Origin of the sequence: Moritella yayanosii (assembly GCF_900465055.1) — a bacterium.
In the GTDB taxonomy this organism is placed as follows: domain Bacteria; phylum Pseudomonadota; class Gammaproteobacteria; order Enterobacterales; family Moritellaceae; genus Moritella; species Moritella yayanosii.
Genome location: NZ_LS483250.1, coordinates 3,352,003 through 3,372,724, shown reverse-complemented (window position 1 = coordinate 3,372,724; position 20,722 = coordinate 3,352,003). Strand labels below are relative to the sequence as shown.

The following is a 20,722-nucleotide window of genomic DNA, read 5'->3' as shown; positions in this document are numbered from 1 at the left end:
CTTATGCGTATAGAGGGTTTAATTTATCAGCGTCGATGTTATATTTTGCAATTGCATCAACAACAACTTGATTTTCTAGATCGCCTTTCTTCACTAATTCAGATAATGCAGCAACAACTACGTATTGCGCGTTAACTTCGAAATGACGACGTAAGTTTGCACGGCTGTCTGAACGACCAAAACCGTCAGTACCAAGCACTTTGTATGAAGTCGGTACGTATGCACGCACTTGTTCTGCATAGTTTTTGATATAATCTGTCGCGGCAATAGCAGGCGCATCACTCATTAGTGTAGTGATGTACGGTACTTTTTGCTCTGCTTCAGGGTGTAGCATATTGTAACGTTCTACGTCTTGACCATCACGTGTAATTTCATTGAATGAAGTTACCGAGAATACGTCCGAACCAATACCATAGTCTTCACTTAGAATACGAGCCGCTTCGCGAACTTGCATCATGATCGTACCTGAACTTAATAGTTGTACTTTTGCTTTGTCGCCAGTATAAGTTTCTAACTTATACATACCTTTACGGATACCAACTTCAGCACCTTCAGGCATTGCAGGATGCGCATAGTTTTCATTCATCAAGGTAATGTAGTAGAAAACGTTCTCTTGTTCGCCATACATACGACGTAAACCGTCTTGTAATACCACAGCAACTTCATAAGCGAACGTTGGGTCGTAAGACACACAGTTAGGAATAAGCCCTGCTTGTACTAAGCTGTGACCATCTTCGTGTTGTAGACCTTCACCGTTTAGCGTGGTACGACCGGCTGTAGCACCTAATAGGAAACCACGTGCCATTTGATCGCCAGCCATCCATGCAGTGTCGCCAATACGTTGGAAACCAAACATTGAGTAGTAGATGTACAGTGGGATCATAGGTACGTCATTGGTACTGTATGATGTAGCCGCTGCAACCCAAGAAGACATAGCACCTAGCTCATTAATACCTTCTTGCAGTACTTGACCATTGGTCGTTTCTTTATAGTAAGAAACGATTTCGCGATCTTGAGGTGTATATACTTGACCTTTCGGGTTGTAAATACCAACTTGACGGAATAGACCTTCCATACCAAATGTACGCGCTTCATCGGCGATAATTGGTACGATGTTTTTGCCAATACCTTTATGCTTAAGCAGCACATTTAGGGCACGAACATAAGCCATTGTTGTCGATATTTCACGTTTTTGCTCACCAAGGAGTACGCCAAAATCTGCAACAGTCGGGATGTCTAATTTACCCGTAAATGCAGGTTTACGTTGTGGTAAGTAACCGTTTAATTCTTTACGACGTGCGTGTAAGTACTCGTGCTCAGGCGAACCTTCTTCAAGCTTAACGTACGGTAATGATAGTAGGTCTTCATCAGAAACAGGTACATCGAAACGATCACGGAATTGCTTAAGCGTATCCGTTTTCATTTTTTTCACGCCGTGCGCGATGTTTTTACCTTCCGCCGCTTCACCCATGCCATAACCTTTTACAGTTTTAGCTAGGATCACAGTTGGTAGACCTACGGTTGCTTTTGCTTTTGCATAAGCCGCGTATAGTTTACTGGTAGAATGACCACCACGTTTAAGTTCCCAGATTTGCTCATCAGTCATATCTTTAACTAATGCAGCAGTTTCAGGGTAACGACCAAAGAAGTGCTCACGTACATAAGCGCCGCCTTTAGCTTTCAACGTTTGGTAATCACCATCCACAGTTTCATTCATTAACTGCAGTAGTTTACCCGTGGTGTCTTTAGCAAGAAGTTCATCCCACTCTTCACCCCAGATAACTTTAATCACATTCCAACCAGCGCCTTTAAATAGGCTTTCTAGTTCTTGGATGATCTTACCGTTACCCATTACAGGGCCATCTAGACGTTGTAAGTTACAGTTAACAATAAATACTAAGTTGTCTAAACCTTCACGTGCAGCGAATGATAATGCGCCACGTGATTCAGGCTCATCCATCTCGCCATCACCTAGGAAAGCGTATACAGTTTGATCTTCAGTTTGTTTTAGACCACGGCCAGCTAAGTATTTCAAGAAACGCGCTTGATAAATAGCAGAAAATGGACCAAGACCCATAGATACTGTAGGGAACTGCCAGTATTCAGGCATCAACTTAGGATGTGGATATGACGGGATACCTTTACCATCAACTTCTTGACGGAAGTTGTTTAGTTGTTCTTCAGTTAAACGACCTTCCACAAATGAACGCGCGTAAATACCAGGAGAAATATGACCTTGGTAATAAACTAAATCGCCACCGTCTTTTTCCGTTGGTGCACGGAAGAAGTGGTTGAAACATACATCGTAAAGTGCAGCTGAAGACTGGAAAGACGCCATGTGGCCACCTAACTCTAAATCTTTCTTTGATGCACGTAGTACGATCATTAAAGCATTCCAGCGGATAATCGAACGAATACGACGTTCTAGTTTCTCGTCACCTGGGTATACCGGTTGGTCTTCAGTACGGATAGTATTAATGTAATCCGTAGTGATGCCGCCTTGGCCTAGTTTAACGCCGTCTTGATGTGCTTTTGCAATTACTTTTTCTAATAGATACTGCGCACGTTCAAGACCTTCTTCACGAATTACTGATTCGATTGATTCTAGCCATTCGGTAGTTTCGATTGGGTCTACATCATGCTTTAAGATGTCGGACATATGAGATTCCTTACTAATTAGATCTCTACAATATTAAAGAAATATTCTTAAGCATAGGCATGTTTAAGAATATTCATTAGTAACACTATTTAGCCTGTTGTATACGGCGTGACGCACGATTAATGCGGCTATCTTCACGCCCAATATCCAGCAATGCTTGCTCGATATAAGCCAGATGGGCATGACATGCTTCTCTGGCTGTTTCTGGCTGTCGGTTAAGAATTGCAGTGAGCATATCACTGCGATGTTGGCTAATTTGTTCAACCACACGTTGACGCTTTTCCAACAACCTAAAATTTTGGCAGATATTATCTTCTAACAATGGGTTCAACCCACGCATAAGATGCAGCAACACAATATTGTGTGATGCTGCGGTGACCGCGATATTAAACGCACTCACTGCTTGTGCTTGTAGCTGCGGATCATGTGCTAATTCAGATGCACTAATGGCATCGAGCGCAACACGTAATTGCTGAAAGTCGGTTTCAGTACCACGTAACGCTGCGTAATACGCTGAAATACCTTCCAACGCATGACGAAATTCTAATAGGTCTAATTGCGCTTCTGGGTGTGTCGTCAATAGTTGAAATAATGGTTCCATCAGCGTTTGGTCCATGACCTTTTTCACCCAGGTACCACGTCCTTGACGACGTTCCAATAAACCTTTGCTTTCCAACCGTAAGATGGCATCGCGCAAAGTTGGGCGAGAAACCTCAAACTGCAGGGCTAAATCACGCTCTGAAGGTAGGCGCTGGCCAGCCTCTAAGCTACCTTCCAAAATCATTTGCTCCAGTTGCTCTGCAATCGCATCGGACAACTTCGGCGGCTGAATTTTTCGATAGACCATGTGAACCTCAAAATGACCAGTGGTAAATTGGTCAGACCAATTTAATGTTAAGTCATGACAATTTACCAAAACCACGCTCGATTGTCATTAAAAATAGACATCTTTGTTCGTATTTATAGCGTTTAAATCAAAATAGTCAGTATAAATAAGCCTGAAAAAGCCCAAAAACAAAGCATGTAAATGGGGTGTTGTCTATTTAATCCAGTTTAAATGACTCATTCTTCAAAATAAACCAGCGAAAAAATACCCCTAAAGTAATAGCTTTGATGCATTGGTCTTACCACTAGATATAGTGGTTTAGACACCGATGAACAGCCCCGTAGAAGCCCAAAGGTAAAATTAAAAATAATTAAATAACAAGCGTTAAGCGTCATAGAGCCGTCTTGGTAAACAGTCTGACCACTAACTATATACCCCAGTTATGTCAAGATGCTATATCAGAGACTAGCTGGAATATCAGCACAAGGCATAATTTGAATGTAAGGAAGGAAGGAACCGAAGTTATTAACGAGCCAGTCCAATCTACGACTCGTTAATCCACTTGGTAAAATAATCGTTACCGATACTTTTAACGATATAATTGACTAAATGATAGTACCGTTAATGGTAAGCAGAGCAATGACGGTCACAAACAAGATTATATTACGCTTGGCCAGTTGCACCAAATAACAGGTATAGTCATAACATTTATCGGTTTCAACGTTGGCTTTACTGGCGAGGTATACCACCTTGCCTAATAAATCAAATTCAGGCGTGGATAGATCACGCCAGCTACGTAAACTCTGTGGTAACGCCGCCTGCTCTTCCGCCACCAGCGCGAAACCGAACATAGTTAATCGCGCTGGTAACCAATCCATAATACGCATAATTCGGTGAATACCACTGCGGTTTAATCGCTTGCTATGCTGCTGAATAACATATTTATGGTAACTACGTGCCACCACGTACATGGTTAAACCAATCGGCCCTGCAACCACAAAATAAAAGATCACCGCAAAATAAAAACGATAATTAATCCATACCAATTGCTGTGCTACCGCTTGGGTGAGTAATGTAGAACAGAAACGTTCACTGTTGACATCTAAACAACCGGCATACATGCCTTTGGCTACTAAATCATTACGACTTAATGCTTTGAGGTATTGACGATAATCACGACGATAGTCACTACCACCAAAACTCATCAATAATAATAGCAGCCAAGTGACTAGCGTAAAAATGCCATAATAAAGGCCGGTTAATGCATCAAGTAAGCTGTACATCAGCATTGCTGGTAACGCGATGATCACCAAAGTGCCAAATAAGCCAGCATTGATAAAGGTGGGTAATAACGGAAAAAGATAACGTTGTAATACGTTATCGAGCTGAAGTTTAGCGCTCAAATGCACCACGCGTTCAATCAGTAATGCCAGCAGCAAAGCGATTAATGCCATCTTAATTGTCCTTCAGATCTAAGCACGAAAAATAATGTGACCAGTCGAAATGCGGTCCCGGATCATCTTTGCGAGCAGGGGCAATATTACTGTGACCGGTAATACGATCTCGGGTAATTAAAGGGTAGCCTTGCTGGATGTCCGCTGTGACCGTCGCTAAGCATTGATACTGCATGGATGTATATGCATGATTAACATCCCCTTCCAGTTCGATACCAATAGAAAAGTCATTACAACGAGATTGACCAGCAAATGCTGACAGTCCAGCATGCCAGGCGCGTTTAGCCAACGGCACAAACTGGATCAATTGCCCGTCACGTTTAATGTATATATGTGCAGATACCCGCACCGAAATTAACTGCTGAAAATAAGGGTGCAGACTGCAATCGAGTTTACCCATAAAAAAATCTTCAACATAGTCAGCGCCATATTGCTCTGGTGGTAAACTGATACAATGGATGACTAATAAATCAATATCAGCGTCCATCGGACGATCATCATAATGTGGCGATGCCAAAAACTGTGCATTTGCCAATAAATCTGACCTTGGTTGTCTATTTACCACGATATTTACACCTTCTGACTATAATCGAATTTAATGCTATGCAAGACTACCACTCACCATTGCTTCACTTTACAATGATATCGTTAGCAATAACATAGTGACGTCAGTAAAATACAAAGCGAAGCCAGTAAAATAAATTAACCCGCTTTATCCCCACGCTAATTCAAGATGCTATATCAGAGATTGGCTGACATAGTATGGAGAAAGACAATGGATGGAAATCAAAAAATCGCCAAAGCCATGACTTACATCGCCTGGATCAGTGGGTTAATTGTCATGACCTTATTCTTTAATGATTATTTAGCCAAGCAAGAAAACCCAAATACCCGGCCTAAAAGTTATCGACAAAATGGCAATGCCGTGGTTATTTTGCAACAAAATCGCGTCGGACACTATGTTACTAATGGTTATATAAACGGTTATCAGGTAAAATTTTTACTCGATACCGGCGCAACACAGGTGTCGATACCAGCAAGTATCGCCGAAAAAATTGGCCTCGAGGCTGGTTATAGTCAATCTGTGAATACTGCCAATGGTGTGATCGAGGTATTTTCAACACGCCTCGATAATTTAGCTATTGGTGAACTGATCTTCTACGACCTAAGTGCGAATATCAATCCCTACATGCAAGGTGATATTATTCTGCTTGGTATGAATGCATTGAAACAAGTTAAATTAGTCCAGCAAGGCAAAACCCTCACCTTAAGTGAGTATTAGTTTTTAATCGACCTAGGAATTATTATGTTACAACAAGAAATACGCCGCGCAGTAAGCACTGCATTAGCAGAAGACCTGGGGGGGCTAAGTGTGGCTGACGGTGATATCACTGCAAACTTAATCGCAGCAGAGACACAAGCTAAAGCCAAAGTGATCAGTCGTGAACAAGCGGTATTTTGTGGTAAAGCCTGGGTTGATGAAGTATTCCTCCAGCTTGGTGATACAGTAACCGTGACTTGGTTAGTGGCCGACGGTGATCTGGTGGCAGCAGACCAAACGCTATTCACGCTAGAAGGCCCTGCCCGTACACTGCTAACTGGCGAACGTAATGCATTAAATTTTGTGCAAACGTTATCAGGCGTTGCCACCTTAACCAAAGAATATGTAGACCAACTTGCAGGTACGCAATGCCAGTTACTCGATACCCGTAAAACCATTCCCGGTTTACGATTCGCACAGAAATACGCGGTCACTTGTGGTGGCGGTAAAAACCACCGTATCGGTCTGTTCGATGCTTACCTGATCAAAGAAAATCACATTATGGCGTGTGGTGGCATTGAAAACGCCATTGCCAAAGCCAAAGAATTACAACCTGGCAAACCGGTGGAAGTAGAAACCGAAAGTCTAGCAGAGTTACAACAAGCATTAGACGCAGGCGCTGACATTGTGATGTTAGATAACTTTGATATTCCCATGATGCGTGCAGCGGTTGAATTAAACCAAGGTAAAGCGAAATTAGAAGTATCAGGTAATGTCACTATTGATACCCTAGCCAGCTTTGCCGCAACTGGTGTTGATTTCATCTCGGTAGGCGCATTAACCAAACATGTGCAAGCAACAGACCTATCGATGCGCTTTATTAAATAAGCTTATAAATTACCTAAGCCAGCTCTAAAGCCGTAATTCTAAAGAAATAGTTCAATCGCAAGCACCACCCCGTAAGGAGTAGTGCTTTTTTTATACTCTAAATCAGACTGCAAAAATAAAATGAACGACTATATAGCACCACGCATTTTAGTTATTCATCTAGTAATAACGCTCTAATCACCTCACTTACCCTACAAACACTTAGTACAAGATAATTATATATCAACAAATCAACGGGTTATTTCGACGTATTGCCTTATAACTTGACCTGGATCGTTAAATAAGTGTGTACAAAATGTTAAATCAGGGTTTAAATAAATTAACTCATCAGATACCTCATACCATTTGATGACTAAAGGACTATTAGCTAATTTTATAAGGATATAAAAAATGAGAGTACAACAGAAAGCACAACAACAAGGTTTTACGTTAATTGAATTGATGATCGTCGTCGCGATTGTAGCAATCTTGGCCGGCATTGGTATGCCTGCTTATCAGAACTATACTGACCGAGCAAAATTCACGGAAGTGGTAGCTGCAACAGCACCGATCAAAACAGGTATTGAACTTTGTGCGCAAATCGAAGGTATTACTGAATTCAAATTGACTGCAGCAGGCTGTGGTGAACTTGGCGAAAAAGGTATTCCATCAGCACCTGCAGCTTCTGTCGAATTAAAATCAATAGCATTAAGTCTCTCCTCAAAAGATATTGTCATTACCGCATCAAATAATGATACCACTGCGGTTACATACACGCTCACAGGCACAGTAAGTCAAGGTCGAGTAACTTGGATATCTGGCGGTGGTTGTGATTCTCTAGGTTACTGCTAAGCCCTAATGCCACACCAGCATAACGCGAGCGGCCTGGCACATAGCCTGGTCGCACATTCATACCTCGATGTAGAAGAGATCCCACAACTTCTGCAAAGCGCCAAACAGGAAGGTAAAGCCTTCACGACTTATATCGTCGACAATAGTATCATCGACAGTCAAATATTAGCGCAATTATTAGAACGTGAATACGGCGTGCCACTGCTCGACTTAGATACCTTTAATCTCGAAGAAATCCCCGATAATCTGCTCAATGAAAAACTCATTGAGAAACATCATGCCTTACCTATTTATATGCAGGGCCAAACTCTATACCTAGCGATGTCAGATCCAACAAATGTAAGCGCACTAGAAGAGTTTGCCTTTAGCTTTAGTTTACATACCGAAGTTCTATTGGTTGATGAACTACAATTACAAAAAGCCTTAGACACTGTATTAGAAAGTGATATTGATGCCCTAGGCGATCTTAATGATGCCGATATCGGTGACTTGGAAGTGGATAATAGCGAGTCACGTTTAGAGCAAGAAAGTAAAGACGGCGCGGATGACGCGCCAATCGTTAAATTTGTGAATAAAATTCTACTCGATGCGATTAAAAAAGGCGCCTCTGATATTCATTTCGAACCCTATGAGTTTAAATATCGCGTACGCTTTCGTATTGACGGGATCTTACATGAAATGGTATCGCCACCGGTTAACTTAGCCATGCGCTTTTCCGCGCGTTTGAAAGTCATGGCCAAATTAGATATTGCCGAGCGCAGAGTGCCACAAGATGGGCGGATAAAATTAAAATTATCCAAGAATAAATCCATTGATCTACGTGTCAGCACCCTACCCACCATGTGGGGTGAAAAAGTAGTGATGCGGATCTTAGATTCCAACCAAGCCAGTCTCAATATCGATATACTCGGTTATGACGAAAAACAAAAAGCGCTCTATCTTAAAGCACTCACCAAACCGCAAGGCATGATCCTGATCACCGGACCAACCGGTAGTGGTAAAACCGTGTCTTTGTACAGCGGATTAAATATTCTGAATACCGTGGAACGTAACATCTCCACCGCCGAGGATCCTATCGAGATCAATCTCAGCGGCATTAATCAGGTGCAGATCAACCTCAAAGCAGGACTTACTTTTCCCGTCGCATTACGTTCATTCTTACGTCAAGATCCAGATGTGGTAATGGTCGGTGAGATCCGCGATATAGAAACAGCAGAGATTGCCATCAAAGCCGCGCAAACCGGTCATTTAGTGTTATCGACATTGCATACCAACTCCGCCGCAGAAACTCTGACCCGTTTATCAAATATGGGGGTGCCGGCTTATAATATTGGTTCATCCGTCAGCTTGATCATCGCTCAGCGCCTTGGTCGTCGGCTTTGTAATGAGTGTAAACAACAGGAAGATATTCCGGCAAGTGAATTAGCTAAATTTGGCTTTAGTCAACCACAAATTGATCACGGCATTACCCCGTTTAAAGCCGTCGGTTGTAACCAGTGCACCAAGGGTTATAAAGGTCGCGTGGGGATCTACGAAGTCATGCCCATGTCTGATACGATCTCACGGATGATCTTAACCGGCAGTAACTCCATGGCACTCCACGATCAAGCTCAGCAGGAAGGCATGGATACCTTACGCCAATCCGCATTAAACAAAGTCATAGACGGGATCACCAGTTTGCTTGAAGTTGAACGTATCACCAGTCATTAAGACGCCATAATAATTAAGCAGCCCCTCTGTTTATTAATAAGGATTTTATCGTCCACCATTCGCTAAGGATAGCCTCATGGTCGCAGTAACCAAAACAACCCATAATCGTCGCAAACCATCAGCAGTAAAAAAACGCTATCCGTATCACTGGCAAGGCGTTAACCGTAAAGGCAAAAAAGTCAGTGGTGAAATGCAAGCAGAAAGCATCAGTAACCTGAAGGTAGAACTTCGCCGTCAGGGTATCAACGTTTTAAAAGCCAAGCGCAAATCAACAGGCTTGTTCTCTGTCGGTAGCAAAAAAATTAAAGCGATGGACATTGCCCTCATATCACGACAGATTTCCACCATGCTGAATGCCGGTGTGCCCTTGGTGCAAAGTTTAGAAATTATAGCCCGCAGTAATGACAACCCCGCCATGCGCTCGTTAATCGGCGAGGTGGCAGCAGAGGTGTCTACCGGTACATCGCTGTCTAATACCTTGCGCAAACATCCCATTTATTTTGATGATTTGTATTGTGATTTGATCAGCGCAGGCGAACAATCAGGTTCATTGGACACTATGTATGATCGTATCGCCACCTATAAAGAAAAAGCCGAAGCACTCAAATCTAAGATTAAAAAAGCCATGCTTTACCCGGCTATGGTAGTCGCCGTTGCGACTATCGTCACGCTTATTTTATTGCTGTATGTCATACCGCAGTTCAAAGACATCTTCGCCGGTTTTGGCGCAGAACTGCCGCCTTTCACCTTGTTTGTGCTATCGATTTCTGATTTCGTCAGTCAATTTTGGTATTTGGTGATTGGCATATTATTTGGAATACCGATTATTTACCTTAAAGCGAATCAACGTTCAATGAAAGTCAAACATATCACCGAACGCACTATCCTCAAGATCCCTGCAATTGGACCAATCATGCATAAAGGCGCGTTGGCACGTTTCGCCAGAACGCTATCCACCACATTTGCAGCCGGTATTCCCCTGGTAGACTCGCTAACCTCTGCGGCAGGCGCATCGGGCAATATTGTTTATAAAAATGCGGTAATGGAAATGCGTAATGAAGTGATCGCCGGATTACCAATGCACATCGCCATGCGCTCAACCAATTTATTCCCTGACATGGTGACGCAAATGGTGATGATCGGTGAAGAGTCTGGGTCACTCGATGATATGTTAGCCAAAGTTGCGCATATTTATGAGCAACAAGTTGATGATGCCGTCGATGGCTTAACCAGTTTAATCGAACCGATGATCATGGTGGTACTGGGTGTCATCATTGGCGGTCTGGTGATTGCGATGTATTTACCTATCTTTAAAATGGGTAGCATCATGTAAGCTTTAACAGCTTTTCTGTAGTGGGTTTGCTATCATCTTATTTCAGTTAACATTTATCTATCAATTTGATTCGTACAGGTAATTCTAATGCAAGACTTAGCGCTTCTTTTTCAACTCACCCCTTGGCTATTATGGTTATCAGTTGCCCTTCTCGGTCTGTTAGTGGGCAGTTTCTTAAATGTGGTGATTTACCGCTTACCCATCATGATGGAGCGCGAGTGGAAACAAGAGTGCACGGTTTATTTTAGTGATAAATGCAAAACCGCTGAAACAGGACCTGAAACCACTAAATTTAACTTATTGTTACCCCGCTCTGCTTGCCCTAAGTGTGATCATCAAATTACGGCATTAGAAAATATCCCGGTGATCAGCTGGCTAGTATTAAGGGGGAAATGTAGCAATTGTGCCAATCCTATTTCAGCACGTTATCCAAGCATTGAGCTATTAACCGGGTTATTATCACTCGTGGTCGCCGTGTATATCCCGTACGGCATTCAATTAGCTGGGGCACTCATCTTAACCTGGACCTTAGTCGCACTGACCTTTATCGACATTGATAAAATGTTATTACCCGATCAAATGACGCTACCATTATTGTGGTTAGGTCTATTTATTAACGTTAATTATGCTTGGGTAACACCATCCGATGCCATCATCGGCGCTATCGTTGGTTACTTATCACTGTGGTCTGTGTATTGGGGGTTCAAATTACTCACCGGCAAAGAAGGCATGGGTTATGGGGATTTCAAACTCTTAGCTGCGTTTGGTGCTTGGTTCGGCTGGCAATCAATTTTAGCCATTGTGCTGTTATCTTCTTTTGCTGGCGCAATTATTGGTATTACCCAAATCGCATTAAAAAAACATACTCAAGGCAACCCTATTCCATTTGGTCCTTATCTGGCCATCGCAGGCTGGTTGTACCTTATCTGGGGCGATCAATTAGTTGATTTTTATTTAGTTAACTTTGTTTATTAACACTCAATCAAACTTGTTAAGGTAAGCGCTATGTATGTTGTTGGATTAACAGGTGGGATCGCATCAGGTAAAACCACGGTCGCCGCTCTTATCGCAGCCCAAGGCATTAATTTAGTCGACGCTGACATTGTCGCCAGAGAAGTGGTTGCAATCGGCAGTGATGGCTTAAAACAGATAAGCACGCATTTTGGTGAACAGATATTGCAAGATGATGGCAGCTTAAATCGCGCGTTATTACGTGATACAATATTTTCAAATAATGCCAATAAACAGTGGTTAAATCATTTATTACACCCGATGATACGTGCTGAATTATTAGCGCAATTAGCCGCCAGCAATTCCCCTTATACCTTGTTAGTGGTGCCACTGCTAGTTGAGAACAAGCTCACCACGCTATGCGATCATGTGCTGGTTGTTGATGTTGAAGAACAAGTCCAGATAACACGAACTATCGCACGCGATAACGTATCTGTACAGCAAGTTAAGGCGATATTACAATCACAAGCAACGCGTGAACAACGCCTTGCTGCCGCGGACTCAGTGGTGGTCAATAATGGCCGTCAACAGCTTACAAGCGATGTTGCAGTTTTACATCAGAAATTTCTTGAGTTAGCAACGGCAGGCATGGCAGACTAGCCACTTTCAAGTACAGTTTATTTAGGAAATAATCATGCAAGTAAATTGCCCAACCTGTCAAAAGCCTGTTGAATGGGTTGCCACTAGCGAATTTCGCCCGTTTTGTTGTGAACGCTGCAAACTGATTGATCTTGGCGAATGGGCAAGTGGAGAACGTGTCATTCCAGGTGAAGATGCCTCACCACAAGAATCACAACCTAAAGGTTACGAATTCGATTAGCCTATTAACTGGGTATATATTGCTGAATGGCTCAGGCAAACTGAGCCATTAACATCTCGACAATTATTTGATTTGCGGCTGGAAAAGTATAATCAGCTAACTCACTGATATTTACCCAAGCCGTTTGCTGTCCTTCAAGTCCCCTGCCGACACCCGCAAACTTATCGACCAGATAGAAATCTAATTGCACGATTTTATCGCCATAATCAAATTCTAACTGATGAAATGCCTGCGCATTGATCACATCAAGGTTAACTTCTTCTTTCAGCTCTCTGGTTAACGCCTCAAGCACAGATTCGCCAGACTCTACCTTACCACCTGGAAACTCCCACTTATCACCTTGGTGTTGCGCTGAGCTACGTTTACTGATAAAGACTTGCTGATCACGAACGATAATACCGGCAGCAACATGAACGACTTTCATTATGAGTTCTCTTATTGGATAGTTGTATTGTATTAAATTTAATTAACAAAAAGCGCTAAAACATTGCTGTTTTAACGCTTTTAATTTTAACTTTAACGTCTATTAGCTATCACCAATAATGACGATGACTGATAGCGAGTTATCGTTATTACTTTAATTTACCATGACACTGTTTAAACTTAGCACCGGAACCACAAGGGCAAGGATCATTACGACCGATTTTCTGACCTTTACGTACAAATGTTTCTGATTCAGCCGTTGCCGATTTATCTGCTAGCTGGTTTTCAGCTGTTGCGTGACTCATGTTCTGTGGTAATGACTCGCCACGGCGACGGTGTGCTTCCACTGCGTCTACGTCTTCCGGCGCTTGCACTTGCACTTTAGAAACCACACCAACCACATCTGATTTCAAGTTTTCTAACATTTCAGTAAACAGTTCAAACGACTCACGCTTGTATTCTTGTTTCGGGTTTTTCTGGGCATAGCCACGTAAATGAATACCTTGACGTAAATGATCCATTGCCGCTAAATGCTCTTTCCATAAACCATCCAGTGTTTGTAACATTACTGCTTTTTCAAACTGACGGATCACTTGTGCACCCACAGCATCTTCTTTTGCTACATAAGCGTCATTAGCCGCTGTCATGATACGTTCACGGAGCTTTTCTTCGTATAACTTAGTATCGTCATCGAGCCACTGCTGAATAGGTAATTCCAGCATGAAATCAGCACGTAAACGTTGTTCTAGACCTGATATATCCCACATTTCATGCAATGATTGGGGTGGAATGTAAGCATCCATTACCGCATTGATCACGTCTTCACGGATCGCGATCATGGTTTCACTGATGTCTTCCGCTTCCATCAATTCGTTACGTTGCTCATAAACCACTTTACGTTGCTCATTGGCGACGTCATCAAATTCAAGTAACGATTTACGAATATCGAAGTTACGCCCTTCAACTTTACGTTGGGCGTTTTCAATCGCGCGCGTTACCCACTTATGCTCAATCGCTTCGCCTTCTTCCATACCCAGTTTCTTCATCATGCCAGTAATACGGTCTGAAGTGAAAATACGCATCAGAGGATCTGTCATTGATAAGTAAAAACGCGTTGAACCTGCATCTCCTTGACGACCAGAACGACCACGTAACTGGTTATCAATACGACGTGATTCATGACGTTCGGTACCGATGATGTGTAAACCACCCGCGGCAAGAACAGCTTCGTGACGAACTTGCCATTGGGCTTTAATATGCTCAATTTGTGCTGCAGTTGGATTCTTCAGCGCATCAATTTCGGTTTGCCAGTTACCTCCCAATACGATATCAGTTCCACGACCAGCCATGTTGGTGGCAATAGTCACAGCGCCAGAACGACCCGCATCGGCAATAATTTCGGCTTCACGTTCGTGAAATTTGGCGTTTAATACGTTATGTTTGATCTTGTCTTTTTTCAGTAATTTCGAAAGCAGTTCAGAACTCTCAATAGATACGGTACCCACTAGCACTGGCTGCTGTCTTGCTACACAATCTTTGATATCTTCAATGATCGCAACATGCTTCTCAGCAGCAGTCAGATAAACCAGATCACCAAAATCTTTACGCGTCATGGGTTTATTGGTTGGCACTACCACTGTTTCGAGGTTATAGATAGATTGGAATTCGAAGGCTTCAGTATCTGCTGTACCTGTCATACCTGACAGTTTCTCATACATTCGGAAGTAATTCTGGAATGTAATCGATGCTAATGTTTGGTTTTCATTTTGGATCTTCACACCTTCACGTGCTTCTACCGCTTGGTGTAGACCTTCAGACCAACGACGACCCGGCATAGTACGACCCGTGTGTTCATCGACAATAACAATCTCGCCTTCATCACTCACGATATAATCCACGTCTTTTTCAAATAACGTATGCGCACGTAATGCCGCATTGATGTGATGTAGTAATGAAATATTCGCCGCAGAGAATAAATTGTCCTCTTTGCTTAATAAGCCACGCTCTTTAAGCATTTCTTCAACTATGATTTGACCGTTTTCAGTCAGTAATACTTGCTTGTTTTTTTCATCGACCGTGAAGTGACCATCACCGGTATATTCTTCGGTATCTTCTTTCTCTTGCTGTTCTAGCAATGGAATAATGGTATTGATCTTAGTGTATAGGTCAGAGCTATCGTCAGCTGGACCTGAAATAATAAGCGGGGTACGTGCTTCATCAATTAAAATAGAATCCACTTCATCGATTACCGCGTAGTATAACGGACGCATAACACGTTGTTGCGGTTCAAACGCCATGTTGTCACGCAGGTAATCAAAACCAAATTCATTATTGGTTCCGTAAGTAACATCGGCAGCATAAGCGTCACGTTTGGCCATGTTATCCATGCCAGAAATGTTTAAACCAACGGTTAACCCTAAAAATTCAAATAGTTCACGGTTCCATTCCGCATCACGTGCAGCAAGGTAATCATTCACGGTAATAATATGTACGCTTTTACCTGTTAAGGCATTTAAATAGGCGGGTAAGGTTGCGGTGAGGGTTTTACCTTCACCGGTTCGCATTTCGGCAATCTGATTATTATTTAAAACCATACCACCGAGTAACTGTACATCGAAGTGGCGCATGCCAAATACACGTTTAGAGCCTTCACGAACAACCGCGAATGCTTCCGCTAAAATGCTATCAAGTGACTCACCATCAGCTACACGTTGTTGAAAGTCAACTGTTTTTGCTTTTAGTTCTGCATCTGATAATGCTTCGAAATCTGCTTCTAATTGATTAACTTGTTTTACAACTTTGTGCAATTTTTTTAAAATGCGGTCATTGCGGCTACCGACTATTTTTGTAATTATATTAGTTAACATTTTATGACCAAAAGTTATTGTGAATCTATTTGAAATTTAAAGCATTTTAGCGATAAACATAGCGTTTAGGATCGACTTGTCGTCCCGATTTTAGCACTTCGTAGTGCACATGAGGTCCAGTAGAGCGTCCTGAACTCCCCATAATAGCAATAGTTTGCCCTTTACCAACCACATCGCCTTCTTTAGCAATCAACTCTTTAGCGTGGGCATAACGTGACGACAGACCATTTCCGTGGTTAATTTCGATTAACAACCCATACCCAGAACGTCTTCCCGACCATGTTACAACACCAGCGCCAGTTGCGATAATATTCATACCATTATTACCAGCAAAATCAATACCTTTGTGCATGGTCGCTTGGCCTGTAAAAGGGTCTTTTCGCACGCCATAAGGAGACGATAACCAAGAACCACGTTGAATAACTGGACGTCCAGATAAAACCGCCTCATCAGTTATATTGTGATTCAATAGCATAGTTTCAAGTAGTGACAGCTGTTGTGAGCGATTATTTATTTCCAATGACAGTAAATCCATCTCTTCAAGCAAAGTTTGTAAATCAACAGCATAGCTTGAATCAGTATCAATCGGACCGCCAATTGCAGCGCCTGTAAAATCAAATTCACCACGCGTTAAGTTAGCATTCTTAGCCAACTCATCACTCAGTAAACTCAAACGGTTAACCTCAGCTTGCAGCATACCAACTCTACTCGCAAATACCGCAATTTTCAAATTAGTTTCTTGACGTAAAGACAGGATTCGATCGGCTTGTTGCTGATGTTTTTGCTGTGCTTTGGCAATCTTGAGTTGGATGGCTTGAGAAGAGTAATTTGAATAGATAAACCCAGAAAACGCGATCGAAACAGCAATAACAGCAATGAATGCAGCGATTAACCAGTAGATATTACATAATTTAAAATAGGTATGTTTACCATTCGAGTAAGTAACTGTAACGCTCATAATCTTTTATTAACTAATGAATTTGTAACACTAAATATAAACAATTTGGTGTCAAAATTCTATCTGTATTTATCTCGAACCGGACTAACTCATGTCAGTTCGAGATACAACGCAGGTTTGGTCAGATTATAACGCCAATTCTAAATTTGGTTCTAACCAACGAATTGGCGAATCTTGCGTTTCATCAACCGTGGTGAATTCCCACGCTTCTTGATTTGCAAGCAATGCTCTTAACAATAAATTATTCATGCCATGGCCAGTTTTGAATGCTCTGAACTCACCTAAGATTGAATGGCCTGATAAGTATAGATCACCAACCGCATCAAGAACTTTATGCTTCACAAACTCATCGTGATAACGTAATCCGTCATCATTGAGAATACGGAATTCATCAATCACGATAGCATTATCTAAGCTACCGCCGAGTGCCAGATTTTGTGATTGTAAGTATTCAATATCTTTCATGAAACCAAAAGTACGTGCTCGACTGATTTCTTGATGGAACCAATCACCTGAAAAGTTTGCGCGAATATGCTGGTTTTGACCTTCAAATACCGGATGATCAAACTCAATCCGTAAATCTATGATAAAACCATGATTCGACGGTAAGAATTCAGCCCATTTATCGCCATCTTCAACCCGGATCGGTTGTTTGATTTTAATAAATTTCTTCGCACAGTTAAGTTCTTCAATTCCCGCACTTTGCAGTAAGAAAATAAAAGGACTAGCGCTGCCATCCATAATTGGAATTTCTGCGGCGTCTACTTCAATAATAATATTATCAATGCCTAGACCCGCTAGTGCCGCATTGATATGCTCGACGGTAGAAATACGATGACCATCGTCACTAATGAGACAAGTACACAACATGGTATCTTTGACCATCTCTGCTGATGCTTTAAAATCAACAACCGGATCAAGATCGATACGACGATAAATAATACCAGTATTGGCTGCGGCGGGGCGCAGATTTAGGGTAACCTTGTTGCCAGAATGCAGACCAATGCCGGTGCCACGTACCGCCTGTTTTAATGTTCTTTGTTTAATCATGAAGTCACCCTATTTAAATCCCACACTCCAGCGCGAGGCCGAGCAATTTACCACAGCCCTACTGGAAATGCAAAATCACCAATCCACACACAGCTTACATAATTCAGTCTTAGGGCTAAACATAATCCGTAAGACTGAATCATATGCTAGCGACTATACCATAAAGTATCAGTCTGCTTGACGACGTAAGAACGCGGGAATATCAAGATAGTCCGGTTCACTCTTGGTTGCCGTCGTAGTGTTACTCTCACCAACCGCAACTGCAACATTCTGCATATCTACTTGGGTATCGGCTGGAACAACTGTTGCTTTAGCTGTTTCTTCAACTTTCATTGGTTCAACTTTGGCTTCTTCAACTTTCTTCACCGGTGTTGGAACTAAGGTAATATCAGGTTTATTTTCCGCACCAATACCCGTAACAACCACAGTTACACGGAGTTCATCCGTCATTTCAGGGTCAATGACCGCACCCACAACAACGATTGCATTATCAGATGCAAAGGCTTTAATTGAATTACCAACAGTTTCGAATTCTTCGATGTTGATATCTAAACCCGCTGTAATATTAACCAGAATACCGCGTGCACCCGCTAAATCGACATCGTCAAGTAATGGGCTTGAAATTGCCGCTTCAGCCGCTTCTTCCGCGCGATCTTCACCAGAAGCCACACCCGTACCCATCATTGCGGTGCCCATTTCGCTCATTACGGTACGCACATCGGCGAAATCCACGTTGATCAGACCCGGACGGGTAATTAACTCGGCAATACCTTGTACAGCACCAAGTAATACATTATTTGCTGCTTTGAAGGCGTCTAATAAGCTCACACCACGACCCAATACTTTCAGTAATTTGTCGTTAGGGATTGTGATTAAAGAATCTACATGTTCACTTAATGCATCAATACCCGCTTGCGCGTAATTAAGACGACGTTTACCTTCAAACGAGAAAGGTTTAGTCACAACAGCAACGGTTAATATGCCTAATTCTTTGGCAATTTCGGCAACCACAGGCGCAGCACCAGTTCCTGTACCGCCCCCCATACCGGCGGCAATAAAGATCATATCAGAGCCTTGTAGGTGCTCACGGATGGTATCTCGATCTTCCATTGCAGATTCACGACCTACCTGAGGGTTTGCACCGGCACCTAAACCTTTCGTTATTGTGTTACCGATTTGAATAACAGTTCCAGCGGCTGAATTACGTAATGCTTGCGCATCCGTATTAATCACAATAAATTCAACACCTTCAATTGTCTCATTGACCATATGATCAACAGCATTACCGCCGCCGCCACCAACACCAATGACTTTAATGACAGCTTCATCGTGACTATCATCTAGTAGTTCAAACATGGTAATTCTCCAAAATCTTATTGGGGTTTAAAACCCGCCTTTGAACCAGCTCGTTATTTTCTTAAGTAGCTGATTACAACTATTCTTTTCTACGACTACTTCTGTTGTTGGTTCGAACTGTTGTTCTTTACCAAACTGAAGTAAGCCAACCGCTGTTGAATACACTGGCGTATTCACATATTCAGTTAGCCCATAAATATTCAAGGGGCTACCTATTCTAACTTGGGAGTTAAATACGCCTTCGGCGCATTCAACCAAACCTTCAATTTGTGCAGCACCACCAGTGAGGACAATCCCCGCTGCCAATTTTTCCAGTTTTAATGAGATCAAAACAGTTTTCAATTCATCTTCAACCATTCCGAACAGTTCAGAATATCGAGGTTCTATCACTTCTGCAAGTGTTTGTCGTTGTAAAGTGCGCGACGGTCGACCGCCAACACTCGCCACTTCGATAGTATCATCACGTTGTAATAAATTCGCGTGTGCACAGCCAAAGTTAACTTTAATATTTTCGGCATCTGCAGGGGGGGTACCAAATGCATACGCAATATCACTAGTAACTGCATTGCCTGCATAAGAAAATACCGATGTATGACGTAACGAACCGTCATAAAAAACAGCGATATCAATCGTGCCACCACCGATATCGACAACACAAACACCCAGTTCTTTTTCATCATCAGTGACTACAGCATAGCTTGATGCAAGTGCAGAAAAAATTAATTTATCCACTTGCAATTGACAACGTTCGGCACATTTTACAATATTTTTTGCCATGTCATTGTGACACGTAATCAAATGTACCTTGGCTTTCATGCGAACGCCTGATAAACCAACAGGATTTTTAATCCGTTCTTGATAATCAATAGCATATTCTTGTGGTATTACATGCAAAATTCGATGTTCGTCACGAATGCGCACAGACCTTGCTGTATAGATCACATTATCAACATCATCTTGTGTGACTTCATCCTCAGAGATCGCCACCATGCCAATTTCATCTTGACTACTGATATGTTTGCCAGAAATACTCAGATAGACAGATGATATTTTCATATCAGCCATCATTTCAGCTTCTTGTAATGCACGTTGTACGGCTTTAACCACAGATTCAAGGTCGTTCACACCACCTTTGTCCATACCTCTCGACGCACTTTCGCCTAAACCGATGATGTTGAGTTCGCCGTCAGGTAGCAACTCACCTACGACAACGGCAATTTTTGAGGTGCCGATATCCAAACCTACAATTAATTTTCGTTCCATCGACTTAGTCAT

General features: G+C 42.2%; 18 protein-coding genes. 8 read left to right on the top strand and 10 right to left on the bottom strand.

From position 1 onward, the window contains the following. Position 1: 1 nt before the first annotated feature. From aceE to ampD, 4 genes are all read right to left on the bottom strand, one after another. On the bottom strand, positions 2-2,659 hold the full coding sequence (gene aceE / locus MORIYA_RS15665) for a pyruvate dehydrogenase (acetyl-transferring), homodimeric type (RefSeq protein ID WP_112716628.1): 2,658 nt from the start codon (positions 2,657-2,659) through the stop codon (positions 2-4). 85 nt (positions 2,660-2,744) lie between these two features. Beyond that, positions 2,745-3,506, bottom strand: a complete 762-nt coding sequence (pdhR, locus tag MORIYA_RS15660) for a pyruvate dehydrogenase complex transcriptional repressor PdhR (RefSeq protein ID WP_112718639.1) — start codon at positions 3,504-3,506, stop codon at positions 2,745-2,747. Positions 3,507-4,090: 584 nt separating this feature from the next. After that, on the bottom strand, positions 4,091-4,939 hold the full coding sequence (gene ampE / locus MORIYA_RS15655; protein WP_112716626.1) for a regulatory signaling modulator protein AmpE: 849 nt from the start codon (positions 4,937-4,939) through the stop codon (positions 4,091-4,093). A 1-nt stretch (position 4,940) separates the two neighbouring features. After that, the gene (gene ampD / locus MORIYA_RS15650) at positions 4,941-5,504 is read right to left on the bottom strand and encodes a 1,6-anhydro-N-acetylmuramyl-L-alanine amidase AmpD (RefSeq protein ID WP_112716624.1); all 564 of its coding nucleotides are present in this window, start codon (positions 5,502-5,504) and stop codon (positions 4,941-4,943) included. A 210-nt stretch (positions 5,505-5,714) separates the two neighbouring features. Here ampD and MORIYA_RS15645 point away from each other — a divergent pair, with 210 nt between their 5' ends. The 8 genes from MORIYA_RS15645 to yacG all read left to right on the top strand — a co-directional run bounded on the left by MORIYA_RS15645 (position 5,715) and on the right by yacG (position 12,793). Beyond that, positions 5,715-6,221, top strand: coding sequence for a retropepsin-like aspartic protease family protein (locus MORIYA_RS15645; protein WP_112716622.1), 507 nt, complete (start codon positions 5,715-5,717; stop codon positions 6,219-6,221). Positions 6,222-6,245: 24 nt separating this feature from the next. Continuing rightward, complete coding sequence (gene nadC, locus MORIYA_RS15640; protein ID WP_112716620.1) at positions 6,246-7,088, top strand: carboxylating nicotinate-nucleotide diphosphorylase; 843 nt, start codon at positions 6,246-6,248, stop codon at positions 7,086-7,088. 390 nt (positions 7,089-7,478) lie between these two features. Beyond that, the gene (locus tag MORIYA_RS15635; protein WP_112716618.1) at positions 7,479-7,919 is read left to right on the top strand and encodes a pilin; all 441 of its coding nucleotides are present in this window, start codon (positions 7,479-7,481) and stop codon (positions 7,917-7,919) included. Positions 7,920-7,925: 6 nt separating this feature from the next. Then, positions 7,926-9,629, top strand: a complete 1,704-nt coding sequence (gene pilB, locus MORIYA_RS15630) for a type IV-A pilus assembly ATPase PilB (protein WP_112716616.1) — start codon at positions 7,926-7,928, stop codon at positions 9,627-9,629. Positions 9,630-9,705: 76 nt separating this feature from the next. Next, positions 9,706-10,962 carry a type II secretion system F family protein gene (locus MORIYA_RS15625; RefSeq protein ID WP_112716614.1) on the top strand — a complete coding sequence of 419 codons (1,257 nt, stop codon included), beginning with the start codon at positions 9,706-9,708 and terminating at the stop codon, positions 10,960-10,962. Between the two features lie 87 nt (positions 10,963-11,049). Further along, positions 11,050-11,937, top strand: coding sequence for a prepilin peptidase (locus MORIYA_RS15620; protein ID WP_112716612.1), 888 nt, complete (start codon positions 11,050-11,052; stop codon positions 11,935-11,937). A gap of 30 nt (positions 11,938-11,967) precedes the next feature. Continuing rightward, a complete protein-coding gene (coaE, locus tag MORIYA_RS15615) occupies positions 11,968-12,573 on the top strand; it encodes a dephospho-CoA kinase (RefSeq protein ID WP_112716610.1) in 606 nt (201 codons plus the stop codon). Positions 12,574-12,601: 28 nt separating this feature from the next. Further along, positions 12,602-12,793, top strand: a complete 192-nt coding sequence (gene yacG / locus MORIYA_RS15610; protein ID WP_232011740.1) for a DNA gyrase inhibitor YacG — start codon at positions 12,602-12,604, stop codon at positions 12,791-12,793. A 31-nt stretch (positions 12,794-12,824) separates the two neighbouring features. On the opposite strand, the gene mutT is transcribed toward yacG, so the two are convergent. The 6 genes from mutT to ftsA form a co-directional block, all read right to left on the bottom strand. Continuing rightward, complete coding sequence (gene mutT / locus MORIYA_RS15605) at positions 12,825-13,217, bottom strand: 8-oxo-dGTP diphosphatase MutT (RefSeq protein ID WP_112716606.1); 393 nt, start codon at positions 13,215-13,217, stop codon at positions 12,825-12,827. Between the two features lie 148 nt (positions 13,218-13,365). Beyond that, positions 13,366-16,083, bottom strand: coding sequence for a preprotein translocase subunit SecA (gene secA / locus MORIYA_RS15600; RefSeq protein WP_112716604.1), 2,718 nt, complete (start codon positions 16,081-16,083; stop codon positions 13,366-13,368). A 46-nt stretch (positions 16,084-16,129) separates the two neighbouring features. Then, positions 16,130-17,041 carry a M23 family metallopeptidase gene (locus MORIYA_RS15595; RefSeq protein ID WP_112716602.1) on the bottom strand — a complete coding sequence of 304 codons (912 nt, stop codon included), beginning with the start codon at positions 17,039-17,041 and terminating at the stop codon, positions 16,130-16,132. Positions 17,042-17,167: 126 nt separating this feature from the next. Then, a complete protein-coding gene (lpxC, locus tag MORIYA_RS15590; protein WP_112716600.1) occupies positions 17,168-18,091 on the bottom strand; it encodes a UDP-3-O-acyl-N-acetylglucosamine deacetylase in 924 nt (307 codons plus the stop codon). 168 nt (positions 18,092-18,259) lie between these two features. Further along, complete coding sequence (ftsZ, locus tag MORIYA_RS15585; protein WP_112716598.1) at positions 18,260-19,447, bottom strand: cell division protein FtsZ; 1,188 nt, start codon at positions 19,445-19,447, stop codon at positions 18,260-18,262. Between the two features lie 27 nt (positions 19,448-19,474). After that, entirely contained in the window at positions 19,475-20,722 is a 1,248-nt protein-coding gene (gene ftsA / locus MORIYA_RS15580; RefSeq protein ID WP_112716596.1) for a cell division protein FtsA, read from the bottom strand.